The following is a 13220-nucleotide window of genomic DNA, read 5'->3' as shown; positions in this document are numbered from 1 at the left end:
TCGTGCCATGAGCGCTGCCGCCTTCGTTCTGGCAATCAACCTGTTCATTGCGTTCATTTTCGCCACCTCCTTTGGCGTGGTGGCGGCCTATGCCCGCTCAGCCCTGGGCGCCCGCTGGTTGGCCATGGCCTATGGCGTCGGCCTGCTCAATCCGGCCCTGGAATTCGTGCTGCCATCGCAGGCCGAGCCGCGGCCCGTGCAGGTCGCGATTTTCGCAGCGGTCCTGCTGGCCCTGGCCTTGTGCGTGATCGGCCTGGCCCGGCATTACCGCATCAACCCGCCTTGGCGCACGCTGGCCGCCGTCCTGGTCGCCTCGCTCGTGGTCAACATCCTTATCCTGGACATGCCGCGCGCGTCGCTGCTGCGCAACGTGCTCTACCAGGCGCCCTATGCCCTGGTGCAGGCAGTCGGGGTGGCAACCATCCTGCGCTACCGCCACCGCAAGTCGCTGGACCTGGCGCTATTGCTGCTGTTTGCCGCCAGCAGTTTCTATTTCCTGCTCAAGCCGTTCCTCGCCACCATGCTGGGGTCAGGTGCTACGCCACAAGCCTATATGGGCTCGACCTACGCCGCCATTTCCCAGAGCGCCGGCGCCATGCTGCTGATGGCCAATGGCCTGGTGATGCTGCTGATCATCGTGCGCGACGCCATGGCCGAAATGTCGGCGCGTTCCGAGACCGACAAGCTGTCCGGTCTGCTCAACCGACGCGGCTTCGAGGAACGGGCGGGCAAACTGCTGACCACGACGCTGCGGGCCGGCGTGCCCGGCACCATGGTGGTGGCCGACCTCGATCATTTCAAGGTCATCAACGACACCTATGGTCACGCCGCGGGCGACCAGGTGATCATGGCCTTTGCGACCGTTCTGAGCGCGACCGCCAGCGAGCGTGCCGTGGTCGGCCGGCTCGGCGGCGAGGAGTTCGGCGTGTTCATTCCCGGCGCCAACCTGTCCGCCGCCCGGCTCTATGCCGAGGGCGTGCGCGCCGGCTTTTCTGGACTATCCATCGCCAGCCTCGGGCCGGACCTGCGCGTCAGCGCCAGTTTCGGTGTTGCGCAGTTGCAGGAGGGCGATAGCCTCTCGGACCTGCTGCGCCGCAGCGACGCAGCACTGTACGAGGCCAAGAAAGGCGGGCGGGACCGCGTCTGCGTCGCCAGCCCGGATCTGCTCACCCGGCGCGAGGCGGAGCCGACAGTCAGCCAGCGCCGTCGCGGTTCGCGTCGTACCGGCTGATCAGGAACTGGCCGCGCCGATCCGGGCGGTGACTTCGATCTCGATCTTCATGCCCGGCTCGATCATCTGCACGATGAGCATCGAGGCAGCCGGGCGGATGTCCTTGAACACGGGACCGACCGCCTTGACCACGGCATCGACATCGTTGCGGTCGCCCACATAATAGACCACGCGCACCGTGTCCTGGATCGACGAGCCGGCTTCCTTGAGCGCCTTGTCGATGGTCGCCAGTGCATTGGCCGCCTGCTGGCCGACATCATCGGGCATGGTCATGGTGGCATAGTCGTAGCCCGTCGTCCCCGAAACATAGACGGTGTCCTGGTGCCGGACCGCACGGGAATAGCCGAAGGTGGCCTCGAAGGGGGAGCCGGTGGAGACGCGCTGGACCATGGTCAACTCAATCGCTTGGAGAGAAAGAACCGGCTCGCGCCGGGGGGATAATCGGGGATTTCGCCGAACACGGCATAGCCCAGCTTCCGGTAGAAGCCCGGCGCCTGAAAGGTGAAGGTATCGAGCCAGATGCCAGCGCAGCCATGCTCGCGCGCAACGGCTTCGGCCCGCTCCATCAACTGCCGGCCAACCCCCTGCCCGCGCAGTCGCTCGGGCACGAAGAGCAGCTCGACAAACAGCCAGCCGAAGCTGATCCGGCCGGTGAGGCCGCCATCGGCCTCCCCGGTTTCCGGATGCTTGAGCAAGAGCCCGATATTGGCAAACGGACCCGCAAACCCCGGCGTCTGGGCGCGATTGAACGCCACCAGACCGTCGACCACGGCCTGGCGGCTTTCGGGCTTCAGCTCAGGCTCATAGACGATCTCGACCATTCGGCTCAGAGCCAGGGGCGGTCAGCCGCCATCTTGCTTTCGAAGCTGGTGATCGAGGGGTCGGACTTGAGCGTGCCGGCGATGTCGTCGAGGCCTTCGAGCAGGATCTGCTTGCGGGCGGGGTCGATGTCGAAATGCAGCGTGCCGCCATCGGGGCCCTTGATGGTCTGCGATTCCAGGTCCACCGTCAGCGTCGCATTGGAGCCGCGCTCGGCATCGTCGAGCAGCAGCTTGAGCTGCTCGGGGCTCACCACCACGGGCAGGATGCCGTTCTTGAAGCAGTTATTGTAGAAGATATCGGCAAAGCTGGTTGAGATGACGCAGCGGATGCCGAAATCGAGCAGCGCCCACGGCGCGTGTTCGCGCGACGAGCCACAGCCGAAATTGTCGCCCGCCACGATGATGCTGGCCTGGCGGTAACCCGGCTTGTTGAGGACGAAATCCGGGTTCTCGCTGCCATCCTCGTTGTAGCGCATCTCGCTGAACAGAGCGGTGCCCAGGCCGGTCCGCTTGATGGTCTTGAGATACTGCTTAGGGATGATCATGTCGGTGTCGATATTGATGATCGGCAGGGGCGCCGCGACACCGGTCAGGCTGATGAACTTGTCCATGAGGAAACCTCGCTTTGCCAACGGTCTTTGCGCAAAGCGAGGTTCGGGTCAAGTCGGAACCGTACTCTTGGGTACGGTAAGGTCACAAATTCTCTCTCACGTGCGGCCTGAGCGCCTGGGCGGTCTTAAGCCGCCAGGCTTTCGCGGGCACTGACGCCCAGCATCAGGTTGAGATTCTGCACCGCGGCGCCCGAGGCGCCCTTGCCCAGATTGTCGTAGACCGCCACCAGCACGGCCTGGGCGCGCGCGTCATTGGCAAAGACATGCAGGGTCATGGTGTTGGTATCGTTATGCACCTGCGGGTCGAGCACCGGGGTCTTGGCGATCTCCTGGTAGGGCGCGACCGTGACGAAGCTGTCCTTGATACCGGCATAGTGGTCGGCAATGGCCGCATGGAGCTCCTTGCCTGAGGGCACCTTGCCGAGCTGACCGAGCTGCAGCGGCACGAAAGTGGTCATGCCCTGGGCAAAGTCGCCCACGCTGGGAACAAAGAGCGGCGCACTGTCCAGCTTGGTGTAGCGCGTCATTTCCGGCACGTGCTTGTGCTGGAAGGTGAGGCCATAGGGCATGAAATGGCTGGCGCCCTCGCTCGCTGCCTCATACTCAGCGATCATCTGCTTGCCACCGCCGGTATAGCCGGAAATGCCGTTATAGCTCACCGGATGGCTGGTCGGCAGGATGCCGGCATCGATCAGCGGCCGCACCGTGCCGATCAGGCCCTGCGGCCAGCAGCCCGGATTGGCGACGAACCGCGCATTGGCGATGGCATCGGACTGGCCCTTGTCCATTTCGGCAAAGCCATAGACCCAGTTCGGATCGACCCGGAAGGCCGTCGACGCGTCGATGACGCGCGTGCTGTCGTTCTCGATCAGCGACACGCTTTGCTTTGCCGCATCGTCGGGCAGGCAGAGGATCGCCACGTCGGCAGCGTTGAGCAGCCGCTTGCGCTCGTCCTGGTCCTTGCGCTTGTCAGCTGCAATCGAGAGCACTTCGAGGTCGCGACGGCCGGCCAAGCGCTCGCGGATCTGCAGACCCGTGGTTCCGGCTTCTCCGTCGATGAAAATCTTGGCGACCATGGCATTTCTCCAGTGCGGCAGCGTAAATGGACCTCAGATATGTCGAGGTCAAGACGTTGCACCGCTCATGGTTGCAGTGCGCGCCGCGCAATGGCATTGGTTTGACCAATCGGACAAAATTTCAAGGACCAGACCATGACCCCTCACAACCATGCCAAGGCCGGCGATTATGCCGAGGCCGTGCTGCTGCCGGGCGATCCGCTTCGCGCCAAGTGGATTGCCGAAAACTTCCTCGAGGATGCGCGGCTGGTCAATTCGGTGCGCAACTGCCTGGGTTTTACGGGCACCTGGAAGGGCAAGCCCGTTTCGGTGCAGGCCACGGGCATGGGCCAGCCCTCGCTCGCCATCTATGTGCATGAGCTGATCAACGTTTATGGCCTAAAGACCCTGATCCGCGTCGGCACCTGCGGCGGCCTCAACACCAAGGTCAGGGTACGCGACCTGGTGCTGGCGCAGGCCGCCTCGACCGACAGCGCCATCGTGCGCGACCGCTTCGGCGCCTATAATTTCGCGCCCATCGCCGATTTCGGCCTGCTGCGATCAGCCGCCGAAAAGGCCGAAGCGGCCGGGATGCGCTTTCACGCCGGCAATATGCTGAGCTCGGACATCTTCTATCATGCCGATGGCTTTGCCGGTTACGACAAGCTGCCCGACCACGGCGTCATCGGCGTCGAGATGGAGGCCGCCGCCCTCTATACCCTGGCCGCCCGTTTCGGTGTTCGCGCGCTGACCATCTGCACCATGACCGATTGTCTCATCACCAAGGAAGAGATCGACGCCAACGAGCGCCAGACCTCGCTCCGCGAAATGGTGAGCCTGGCGCTTGACGTGGCGGTGGAGACTTGAGCCTGCCAAAAACTCCAGTAGACCTCATCCTGAGCTTGTCGAAGGACGAGGTCGTGGCAATATGAGTGGGCCCGACCTTGTGGTTCGACGGGCTCACCATGAGGTCTCACCCAGAGGCCACCAATGACCGTTCTCGACAAGCTCGCCGGCGCACTCGACCGGCGGGACGAACAGCCCAATGTCGACCTGGCGGAAGACATTGCGGCGCGCAACGATCTTGCCGCGGTCAACGAGCTTGCCAATGCCGTGCGCTCGGGCCCGACGCGGCAGGCCAATGACGCGATCAAGGTGCTCTACGAGATCGGCGCCCGCCGGCCCGAGTTGATTGCCGAGCAATGCCCCGTTTTCGTGGAAGCCCTGCGCAGCGGCAACAATCGCAAGGTCTGGGGCGCCATGACGGCGATCGACACGGTGGCCGAGCGCCGCGCCGCCAACCTGGTGGCCGAACTGCCGGCCATCATCGCGGCGGCAGACAGGGGCTCGGTCATCGCCAAGGATCACTGCAACTCCATCCTGGTGAAGCTGGCGCGAGCGGGTTATGGCGACCTGGCCGTGCCCATCCTGGTCGAGCGCCTGCGCACCGCCGCCCCCAACCAGTTTCCCACCTATGCCGAAGCCATCGCCCCCGTCCTGACGCCGGAGTCCCGGCCAGGCTTCCTTGCCGTGCTCAGGGAACGCGTCGGCTCCATGCTGCAGGAGAGCAAGCGCAGGCGGGTCGAGAAGGTCATGGCCAAGCTCAACGGCTGAGGCTGCCTCACGCGACCGTCATCGTTCCCGCCGAACGCGCCAACATTCCGCCGCCATCGCTGTGTTAACGTCTTGCTGACATCGGGGCCCGACACATGCAGCTCAAGCCGAACGCCTACCGCCTCAACGAGACCGTCAAGGGCGTCGAGACGATGACCCGCTTTGCCCTGGCCGTGCTGGCTTTGGCCTCGGGTGTCTATACCTATCTGGGCGTGCGCGGCATCCTCGATGGCTCGGCCACTTTCGTGTTCTTCGCCGCCATCATCTATTCGGCGGCCGTGTCGGTCGCCATCTACGCCTTCTGGAGCTTCATGCTCCGTTTCGTGCCGCTGGTGACATCGGGTGTGCAGCGCATGGCCCTGTTCGCCACCATGGCCATCGGCTGCGCCATGATCATGGCCATGAGCTCCTGGCTCAATGCCGCGGCCCTGGCCGGTTCGGCCGCCACCGAACAGCATATGGCCGTGACCCTCCAGGGCTATGCCGAGGATCTCGACCAGGCCCATGCCAACGCCCTGGCCAGCCAGAGCCTCCTGCCGGACGTGCAGCGCGCCGCCGAGCGCTTTACCGGCCTTGCCAACGACGAGCGGGAATCGGGCGCCCTGACCGGCACCACCGGCTCGGGCAGCGTGGTGCAGCTGCTCACCCAGATGGGCACGCAGATGAACCAGCTGGCCACGACCATTACCGGCAGCCGTGAAGAGGTCGCCCTGCTCTTCGACCAGGGCTCGGCGCGCCTCGCCACCATGCGCGAACTGGTCTCGACCCCCGGCGCCATCGAACCGCGCGCCGATAGCTTCCAGGCCGAGGCCGTACAGCTCTCCGCGGTGATCGCGGCCCTGCAACAGACCGGCGTCGCCGCCTCCGTCAAGCGCGCTTCCGCCGATCTCAGCGCCGGTTTCATCGCGCCGGTTGCCGATGGCGGCTCGGCCGATCTGGCGAACCGCCAGGATCGCGTCATGGAAACCGTGCGCGCCTCGGTGGCGGCACAATCGGCCGCGCTGACCGCCGCGGCCGACGAGATCCTCGCAACCCCTGCCGTGGAGCAGCGCCGCTATGTGCCCCTGTCGAGCGCCGAGGCCGTACTGCGCTACTGGCAGGATTTCATTCCCAGCTGGGCCGGCGCCATTTCCATCGACCTGCTGCCCGTCGTGCTGGTGCTGGTGCTGATGATCGTCAACGACGCCATGCGCCGCGATTCCGAGTCGCTCGAAGAAGCCGAAAACATCACCGCCGCCGAAATGCTGCGCGCCATGGCGCTCTACCGCCAGATGGAAGCCGCGGGCATCGACGTCGCGAGCGGCAAGCCACTCGCTGCGCCCGCCGCACCCGAACCAGCCGAAGCGCCGCCCGATGTCGAGACCGCGGCAGAGGACGCCACCGTGACACCGATCGACGCCGCGCAGCGCAAGCGCACCGACGGTCCGCGTCCGGCATGAAGACTGAAGCCAATGCCCGCGCCGATACCAGGGACGGGCCGTTTTATCGCGGCTGGATCGAGCGCATTGCCGCCTTGGAGGATGGCAACATCCTGCGCGTCGCCTTCTTCGCTTTGCTGATCGGCACCGCCTCGGTGCTCTATGTCGATTTTCGCGAGCTGACCGCCAATGAAGGCGCCGCACTGGCGACGCCCATGCGACCTATCCTGCCGCCCTTCGACCCGGAAGGACCGGCAGACGGCACCGCGCCAAATGTAACGACCAGCCCGCAAATACTTGAACAGCCGCTCGAAATCACCCTCGGGACCGGTGGACAACTGCTGCTCGAAGGCTCCATCGACCTCGGCTCCGCCGACCGTTTTGCCGCCGAGATTGAAGCACGGGGCGAATATGTGGACACTGTAGTCCTCGATTCGCCCGGAGGATCGGTCGTGGATGCACTCGCCATCGGCAGTCTGATCCATGAAAAGGGCCTTGCCACCAAGGTCGCTGCCGGTTCGCTATGCGCCTCGTCCTGCCCGATCGTCTTCGCCTCCGGCGCCGAGCGCATCGCCAGTCCGGAAGCGGCCATCGGGGTACACCAGATCTACGCCGCCGCTCTTTCGGGCGATCCGCAGAACGCCTTGCGCGTTGCCGGGACGGCCATGAGCGACGCTCAATCCACCACTGCCGAGATCATCGGCCACCTGACAAAAGTGGGCGTAGACCCAGCATTGTGGCTGCATGCGCTCCAGACCCCGCCGGACCGGCTCTATTACTTCAGTCCAGAGGAGATGACGCGTCTCAAGCTTGTTACGCAGTTAGCCGACAATTGATCGCTGGACGGGGAACCCGGTGGAGGACCGGACCGTTCACGGAGGTTAGAAAAAACATAAACTTGGAGGGGAGGCCACATGACCCAGCTACACACCTTGACGCGCCATCGCGATATCCAGAATTGGGTAAGCGACCGGCATGGCATTCCGGCCATAGCGCGGGTGCGAAACCAGTTCGGCGAGGAACGCGCCCAGCTCAAGCTCAGCTTTCAGAAGCGCAAGAAGCACATCGAAAGCCAGGATGACGGCATGAGCCCATGCTCGTGGACGGCCTGGCTGGCCGAGCTCGATCGCCAGCAGCTCGCCCTCAAGGTCGATCCGGCGGCGGACGATTTCGAATTGGTCGAGCGGCGCGACGCCAACTGACACCACTGCCTCGCGCGGCGCCGCGATGCGAAATAATCCCCGGCGTCCTAGCGACACCGGGGATTTTCCTATGCTAGGCCTATTGGCATCTGCAACCCATAGGTACTCCGCGCCATGCTGAGCCGGCCCCAGACCCTTCTCGTCGCTCATGCCCTGGCGCTGATCGCCATCCTGTTCTGGCTGGTTCCATACCTGACCGGCACCTATGGCACCAACGGCTACCTTTTCACCTTCGTGTTCTACTGGCTGGCCTTCTGCGTCCCGGTCACGCTGATCCATGTACTGCCCAACCGCGGCCCGCGCCTCTTTTCCGAAAAGCTCGAGCGCCGCGACTGGTTCGTGCCGCTGCTCGTGCTGGCGCAGGTGCTGCTGATCGCGGTAGCCGCCCTGGCGCCCACAACCGAGATCTTGACGACGCAAGGCGCCATGCTGGCGTTAGTCTTCGCCGTCATCAACGGACCGCTCGAGGAAATAGCCTGGCGCGGCGGCTTCATGACCCGGTTCGCCGACCGGCCCCGGCTCGGCTTCTGGCTGGGCTGGCTGCTGTTCAGCGCCTGGCACATCCCGTTGAGCCTCAGCCAAGGCGTGCTTTTCGACGGCGGCAGTGTTGGTCTCGTCGCCAGCGCGGCGGTGCTGGGCCTATTCTGGAACTGGATCGCCTGGCGCACCGGCTCGGTCTTCTGGGTGGCTTTGGCGCATGCCCTGACCAACCTTGCCGCCTTCTGGGCCCTGTTCGAGCGCAGCGGCTTCATCTAACCGCGGTCTGCCGGTCATTGGCTCTACCCCCGGCCTTGCGTGGCAGGCCGAAATGACGCTATGTGCCGGCCGAGCGTAACCATCAGTACGGCGAGGACCTCCATGGCCACCCATTCCCTATTCCTGCTGCCGGGCGACGGCATCGGCACCGAGATCATGGTCGAGGTGGAAAAGCTGATCGCCTGGACCAACAGCGAGCAGCTCACCGATTTCTCGACCGATACGGGTCTGGCTGGCGGGTCGGCTTATGACAGGCATCAGGTGGCCATCACCGACGAGGACGTCGCCAAGGCCAAGGCATCCGATGCGGTGATCTTTGGCGCCGTGGGTGGTCCCAAGTGGGACAATGTGCCCTATGAGCACCGTCCCGAAGCGGCCCTGCTGCGCCTGCGCAAGGAAATGGCGGTCTTTGCCAACCTGCGCCCCGCCATCTGCTACCCAGCTCTGGCCGACGCCTCCTCGCTCAAGCGCGAACTGGTCGAGGGCCTGGACATCCTGATCGTGCGCGAATTGACCGGCGGCGTCTATTTTGGCGAGCCCAAGACCATCACCGATCTCGAAAACGGCCAGAAGCGCGCCATCGATACCCAGGTCTACGAAACCTACGAGATCGACCGCATTGCCCGCGTCGCCTTCGACCTCGCCCGCACCCGCAACAACAAGGTGCATTCCGCCGACAAGAAGAACGTCATGAAGTCGGGCGTCCTGTGGGACGAAGTGGTCAAGGGCGTCGGTAAGGACTTTTCGGACGTCGAGCTGCACCACATCCTGGCCGACAACGCCGCCATGCAGCTGGTTCGCAATCCCAAGCAGTTCGACGTGATGGTCACCGACAACCTCTTCGGTGACATTCTCTCGGACGTCGCCGCCATGCTGACCGGCTCGCTCGGCATGCTGCCCTCGGCTTCGCTGGGCGCGCCCGATCCGGTGACTGGCAAGCGCAAGGCCTTCTACGAGCCCGTGCACGGCTCGGCCCCTGATATTGCCGGCAAGGGCATTGCCAACCCCATCGCCATGATTGCCTCGGTCGCCATGGCCCTGCGCTACAGCTTCGGCATGATCGAACTGGCTACCCGGATCGAGAATGCCATCTCGGCCGTGCTCAGCGATGGCCTGCGCACGGGCGACATTGCCCAGGACAACCGCAAGACGGTCGGCACCGAGGAGATGGGCGCGGCGATCCTGAGCAAGCTCAAGGCCTGAGTTAGCGCCTGGGGCGAGAGAAAATATTGACGATGGCCCCGTCGGGATCGCGCAGCAGCATGGAGTCATTGCCCCAGGGCATCGCGGTTGGCGGTTGCACGATCTCGGCCAGGGCGCCATCGGCCACTCTTGCCCGCACCGCCTCCACGTCATCGACTTCCAGCTCGATCATCGCCGAGCGGTTTGAGCGTGGCACGATCGCGCCGCCATTGAGCTTGTTGATGATGTCCTCGCTCGAAATGGCAAGCGTACAGCCATCGAGGCGGATTTCGGCGAAGCCGGGCGCCAGGTCGGTAGGCTCAACGCCGGTCAATGCGGCATAGAAGACCTTGAGTGCGGTGACGTCGCCGGTGACGACGCGGATCGATACGAATTTCATTGCTGTGCCTCGGTTTTTGGGTCGCGGCACACCTAGAATTGCCCACTGCCAGAACGTGGCAGCAGCCAAGACAAAGCCCCGGTCTTTCGACCGGGGCTTTCTCATTCCAAAAACCGCACCGATTACTCGGCAGCAGCTTCTTCCTTGGGCGCGTTCTTGGCTTCTTCGATGGCGGCAGCCTTGGCAGCGCGATCTTCAGCGCGCTGGGTGGCCTTCTCGCCCGGCTTGGCCTTGTTGGGGTTGTTGCGCGCATCGCGCTTCACCAGGCCCGCGGCGTCGAGGAAACGCAGCACGCGGTCGGTCGGCTGGGCGCCAACCGAAACCCAGTGCTTGGCGCGTTCGGTGTCGAGCACGACGCGGTTCTCGGCATCCTTGGCCAGCAGCGGGTTGAAGGTGCCCAGCTTCTCGATGAAGCGGCCATCGCGCGGCGAACGGGCATCGGCAACGACGATATGGTAGAACGGGCGCTTCTTGGTGCCAGCGCGGGCGAGACGGAGCTTGAGGGCCATTTTGGTATCCTAGAGGTTGGTTGAAACGACTATTTCTTCTTGCCCAGGCCGGGAAGGCCGGGGAAACGGGGGGCGCCACCGCCGCCCAGGCCGGGCAGCAGCGGTGAACCGGAACTTTTGAGCAGCGCGCCGACATCGGACGGCAGCGCCTTGGGCGCGGGCAGGTCGGCCGAGGGCAGGCCCTTGAGCGCGGATGGATCGATGCCCGCCTGGCGTGCCATCTGTTCGAGCTGAGCCGGATCCATCTTGGAAAGGTCGGGCATGCCACCCAGCATATTGCCCATCTTGCCGCCGAACATGCCACCAAGGGCACCCATGCCACCCTTGCCGACCTTCTTCATCATGTCGGCCATCTGGCGGTGTTGCTTGGCCAGCTTATTGATCTCGCTGACCTCGACACCTGCGCCGGCGGCAATGCGCTTGCGGCGCGATGCATTGAGCAGGTCCGGATTGGCCCGCTCCTTCTTGGTCATCGAATTGATGATGGCGATCTGCCGATCGAACACCTTCTCGTCGACATTGGCCCCGGCCATCGCCTTCTTCAGCTGGCCGACACCGGGCATCATCGCCATCAGCCCGCCCATGCCGCCCATCTTCTTCATCTGGATGAGCTGGGCGCGCAGGTCTTCGAGGTCGAAGGAGCCCTTCTTGAGCTTCTTGGCCATCTTCTGCGCGTCTTCGGCAGAGACGTGCTCGGCGGCCTTCTCGACGAGCGAAACGATGTCGCCCATGCCCAGGATACGGTCGGCAATGCGGCTGGGATGGAAATCCTCGAGCGCATCCATCTTTTCACCGACGCCGATCAGCTTGATCGGCTTGCCGGTCGCGGCGCGCATGGACAGCGCGGCGCCGCCACGGCCATCGCCATCGACGCGGGTCATCACGATGCCGGTGACATCGAGGCGACTGTCGAAGCTGCGGGCGACATTGATTGCGTCCTGGCCGGTCAGTGCATCGACCACCAGGAGGATTTCATGCGGATTGGCGATCGACTTGATCTCGGCCGTTTCGGCCATCAGCTCTTCGTCGATATGGGTACGGCCGGCCGTATCCAGGATCAGCACGTCATAGCCGCCCAGGCGCCCCTCGCGCTCGGCGCGGCGCGCGATCTGGACCGGATTTTCCGAGGCGACAATCGGCAGGGTATCGACGCCAACCTGCTCGCCCAGCACCCGCAACTGCTCCATGGCCGCCGGACGGCGGGTATCGAGCGAGGCCAGCAGAACCTTTTTCTTCTGCCGGTCCTTGAGCCGTTTGGCGATCTTGGCGGTAGTTGTCGTCTTGCCCGAACCCTGCAGGCCCACCATCAGGAGGGTCACGGGCGCCTTGGCATTGAGGTCGATCGGCGAGGCCGTATCGCCGAGAACGGCAACCAGCTCGTCATGGACGATCTTGACCACCTGCTGGCCAGGCGTCACCGAGCGGGTGACCTCGGCGCCGACGGCGCGCTCCTTGACCTGCTCGACAAAGGCCCGAACCACTTCGAGCGACACGTCGGCTTCGATCAGCGCGCGGCGAATTTCGCGCATCGCTGCATCGACGTCGGCCGCATTGAGCGCGCCGCGACCGCGGAGTCCGTCGAAGATTTTGCCAAGCCGGTCTGAAAGGCTCTCGAACATTTCTGGTCCTTCTCTGCGGGAAATCCCACGAGACATAGGATCCATCAGTCCAAACGCCAAACCCACCCGCGGGCGCAACGCGCTGGCGGATGGTGGCCTCCGGGATCGGTTTATACCACGAGGGGTCCCGGTCGGCTGGTCAGGAACAAGGCCTGATGAATGCGCGCGGTGTATGGGAAACCGTCGATGGAGTCAAGGAAAGCTGGGCTGATCGTCCAGGCGATCAGGCAGGGGGGACAAGACTGCCCCGGATCAGCGTCACCCTGCCATGCGCCGGCAGGAGGTCGGCGTGAAACCCTGCTGCCTTGAGCCGATCCAGTGATTTGCCCAGGAAGGCATGCCCCTTGCTGGTGTCGGGCGGTGGGTCGAAGGCGAGCACAATGCGGCCACCGGGCTTGAGCAGCGCCTTGAGCATGGCCGGCCAGCGGGTCCCGAGGCGCAGGTTGAGATCGAGGTTGATGGCAAAGATGGCGTCGAAGGTCTCGCCGGCGAAATCGGCATCTTCCAGGGCCTCGGCGCGCAACCGCAACCTGCCCTGGGCCAAGGCGTCGGGAGCGGCAGCGGCGACCATGCCGACCATCTTGTGCGAGCGGTCGAGCGCGGTGATCGTGCCCGTCGTCAGCTCGTCGAGCACCAGCCGTACCGCCACGCCGTGGCCGCAGCCGATTTCCAGCACGGATTCGTCGCCCTTGAGGGCGAGGGCCGAGACGGCCGCTTTATGTCTTGGGGCAATCGCCATCATTGACCTCATGGCAGCCAGCGCGACCCGCTACTGGCAATTTTGCGTCACTTCCGCCATATA

At 64.4% G+C, this 13220-nt stretch carries 16 protein-coding genes; 8 read left to right on the top strand and 8 right to left on the bottom strand.

Annotated elements, in window-relative coordinates; genetic code table 11:
* The first annotated feature begins 7 nt into the window (after positions 1-7).
* Complete coding sequence (locus tag JI749_RS03375) at positions 8-1231, top strand: GGDEF domain-containing protein (RefSeq protein ID WP_201659000.1); 1224 nt, start codon at positions 8-10, stop codon at positions 1229-1231.
* On the opposite strand, the gene JI749_RS03370 is transcribed toward JI749_RS03375, so the two are convergent.
* The 4 genes from JI749_RS03370 to argC all read right to left on the bottom strand — a co-directional run bounded on the left by JI749_RS03370 (position 1232) and on the right by argC (position 3739).
* The gene (locus JI749_RS03370) at positions 1232-1621 is read right to left on the bottom strand and encodes a RidA family protein (protein ID WP_201658997.1); all 390 of its coding nucleotides are present in this window, start codon (positions 1619-1621) and stop codon (positions 1232-1234) included.
* A 2-nt stretch (positions 1622-1623) separates the two neighbouring features.
* The gene (locus JI749_RS03365; protein ID WP_201658994.1) at positions 1624-2052 is read right to left on the bottom strand and encodes a GNAT family N-acetyltransferase; all 429 of its coding nucleotides are present in this window, start codon (positions 2050-2052) and stop codon (positions 1624-1626) included.
* Between the two features lie 5 nt (positions 2053-2057).
* The gene (gene leuD / locus JI749_RS03360) at positions 2058-2663 is read right to left on the bottom strand and encodes a 3-isopropylmalate dehydratase small subunit (protein WP_201658991.1); all 606 of its coding nucleotides are present in this window, start codon (positions 2661-2663) and stop codon (positions 2058-2060) included.
* Between the two features lie 125 nt (positions 2664-2788).
* Entirely contained in the window at positions 2789-3739 is a 951-nt protein-coding gene (gene argC / locus JI749_RS03355) for an N-acetyl-gamma-glutamyl-phosphate reductase (RefSeq protein WP_201658986.1), read from the bottom strand.
* A gap of 135 nt (positions 3740-3874) precedes the next feature.
* On the opposite strand from argC, the gene deoD reads away from it, so the two are divergent.
* From deoD to leuB, 7 genes are all read left to right on the top strand, one after another.
* Positions 3875-4585 carry a purine-nucleoside phosphorylase gene (gene deoD, locus JI749_RS03350; protein ID WP_201658983.1) on the top strand — a complete coding sequence of 237 codons (711 nt, stop codon included), beginning with the start codon at positions 3875-3877 and terminating at the stop codon, positions 4583-4585.
* A gap of 123 nt (positions 4586-4708) precedes the next feature.
* On the top strand, positions 4709-5332 hold the full coding sequence (locus tag JI749_RS03345) for a hypothetical protein (RefSeq protein ID WP_201658981.1): 624 nt from the start codon (positions 4709-4711) through the stop codon (positions 5330-5332).
* A 95-nt stretch (positions 5333-5427) separates the two neighbouring features.
* A complete protein-coding gene (locus JI749_RS03340; protein WP_201658978.1) occupies positions 5428-6771 on the top strand; it encodes a hypothetical protein in 1344 nt (447 codons plus the stop codon).
* Positions 6768-7586, top strand: coding sequence for a COG3904 family protein (locus tag JI749_RS03335; RefSeq protein WP_233280846.1), 819 nt, complete (start codon positions 6768-6770; stop codon positions 7584-7586). Before JI749_RS03340 ends, JI749_RS03335 begins: the two co-directional genes overlap by 4 nt.
* 78 nt (positions 7587-7664) lie before the next feature.
* On the top strand, positions 7665-7952 hold the full coding sequence (locus JI749_RS03330) for a hypothetical protein (RefSeq protein ID WP_201658975.1): 288 nt from the start codon (positions 7665-7667) through the stop codon (positions 7950-7952).
* A gap of 114 nt (positions 7953-8066) precedes the next feature.
* Positions 8067-8708, top strand: coding sequence for a CPBP family intramembrane glutamic endopeptidase (locus JI749_RS03325; RefSeq protein ID WP_201658972.1), 642 nt, complete (start codon positions 8067-8069; stop codon positions 8706-8708).
* A 102-nt stretch (positions 8709-8810) separates the two neighbouring features.
* Positions 8811-9911: a 3-isopropylmalate dehydrogenase gene (gene leuB, locus JI749_RS03320; RefSeq protein ID WP_201658970.1), complete on the top strand. Its 1101-nt coding sequence runs from the start codon at positions 8811-8813 to the stop codon at positions 9909-9911.
* A 1-nt stretch (position 9912) separates the two neighbouring features.
* Here leuB and JI749_RS03315 read toward each other — a convergent pair whose 3' ends face one another.
* From JI749_RS03315 to JI749_RS03300, 4 genes are all read right to left on the bottom strand, one after another.
* A complete protein-coding gene (locus tag JI749_RS03315; RefSeq protein WP_201658966.1) occupies positions 9913-10290 on the bottom strand; it encodes a VOC family protein in 378 nt (125 codons plus the stop codon).
* A 122-nt stretch (positions 10291-10412) separates the two neighbouring features.
* Positions 10413-10799: a 30S ribosomal protein S16 gene (gene rpsP, locus JI749_RS03310; RefSeq protein WP_201658962.1), complete on the bottom strand. Its 387-nt coding sequence runs from the start codon at positions 10797-10799 to the stop codon at positions 10413-10415.
* Positions 10800-10828: 29 nt separating this feature from the next.
* Positions 10829-12418: a signal recognition particle protein gene (gene ffh, locus JI749_RS03305; RefSeq protein WP_201658959.1), complete on the bottom strand. Its 1590-nt coding sequence runs from the start codon at positions 12416-12418 to the stop codon at positions 10829-10831.
* Positions 12419-12641: 223 nt separating this feature from the next.
* Positions 12642-13157, bottom strand: coding sequence for a class I SAM-dependent methyltransferase (locus JI749_RS03300; protein WP_201658956.1), 516 nt, complete (start codon positions 13155-13157; stop codon positions 12642-12644).
* Between the last annotated feature and the right edge of the window lie 63 nt (positions 13158-13220).

The sequence above is a fragment of the Devosia oryziradicis genome (genome assembly GCF_016698645.1).
In the GTDB taxonomy this organism is placed as follows: domain Bacteria; phylum Pseudomonadota; class Alphaproteobacteria; order Rhizobiales; family Devosiaceae; genus Devosia; species Devosia oryziradicis.
Note: the sequence above shows the minus strand (reverse complement) of the source record. Positions and strands in the feature narration are given on the sequence as shown.

Excerpts from the sequence above, each read along its gene's own strand:
- JI749_RS03375 (WP_201659000.1), top strand. The coding sequence starts at position 8 with ATGAGCGCTGCCGCCTTCGTTCTGGCAATCAACCTGTTCATTGCGTTC.
- JI749_RS03370 (WP_201658997.1), bottom strand. The coding sequence starts at position 1,621 with ATGGTCCAGCGCGTCTCCACCGGCTCCCCCTTCGAGGCCACCTTCGGC.
- JI749_RS03365 (WP_201658994.1), bottom strand. The coding sequence starts at position 2,052 with ATGGTCGAGATCGTCTATGAGCCTGAGCTGAAGCCCGAAAGCCGCCAG.
- leuD (WP_201658991.1), bottom strand. The coding sequence starts at position 2,663 with ATGGACAAGTTCATCAGCCTGACCGGTGTCGCGGCGCCCCTGCCGATC.
- argC (WP_201658986.1), bottom strand. The coding sequence starts at position 3,739 with ATGGTCGCCAAGATTTTCATCGACGGAGAAGCCGGAACCACGGGTCTG.
- deoD (WP_201658983.1), top strand. The coding sequence starts at position 3,875 with ATGACCCCTCACAACCATGCCAAGGCCGGCGATTATGCCGAGGCCGTG.
- JI749_RS03345 (WP_201658981.1), top strand. The coding sequence starts at position 4,709 with ATGACCGTTCTCGACAAGCTCGCCGGCGCACTCGACCGGCGGGACGAA.
- JI749_RS03340 (WP_201658978.1), top strand. The coding sequence starts at position 5,428 with ATGCAGCTCAAGCCGAACGCCTACCGCCTCAACGAGACCGTCAAGGGC.
- JI749_RS03335 (WP_233280846.1), top strand. The coding sequence starts at position 6,768 with ATGAAGACTGAAGCCAATGCCCGCGCCGATACCAGGGACGGGCCGTTT.
- JI749_RS03330 (WP_201658975.1), top strand. The coding sequence starts at position 7,665 with ATGACCCAGCTACACACCTTGACGCGCCATCGCGATATCCAGAATTGG.
- JI749_RS03325 (WP_201658972.1), top strand. The coding sequence starts at position 8,067 with ATGCTGAGCCGGCCCCAGACCCTTCTCGTCGCTCATGCCCTGGCGCTG.
- leuB (WP_201658970.1), top strand. The coding sequence starts at position 8,811 with ATGGCCACCCATTCCCTATTCCTGCTGCCGGGCGACGGCATCGGCACC.
- JI749_RS03315 (WP_201658966.1), bottom strand. The coding sequence starts at position 10,290 with ATGAAATTCGTATCGATCCGCGTCGTCACCGGCGACGTCACCGCACTC.
- rpsP (WP_201658962.1), bottom strand. The coding sequence starts at position 10,799 with ATGGCCCTCAAGCTCCGTCTCGCCCGCGCTGGCACCAAGAAGCGCCCG.
- ffh (WP_201658959.1), bottom strand. The coding sequence starts at position 12,418 with ATGTTCGAGAGCCTTTCAGACCGGCTTGGCAAAATCTTCGACGGACTC.
- JI749_RS03300 (WP_201658956.1), bottom strand. The coding sequence starts at position 13,157 with ATGGCGATTGCCCCAAGACATAAAGCGGCCGTCTCGGCCCTCGCCCTC.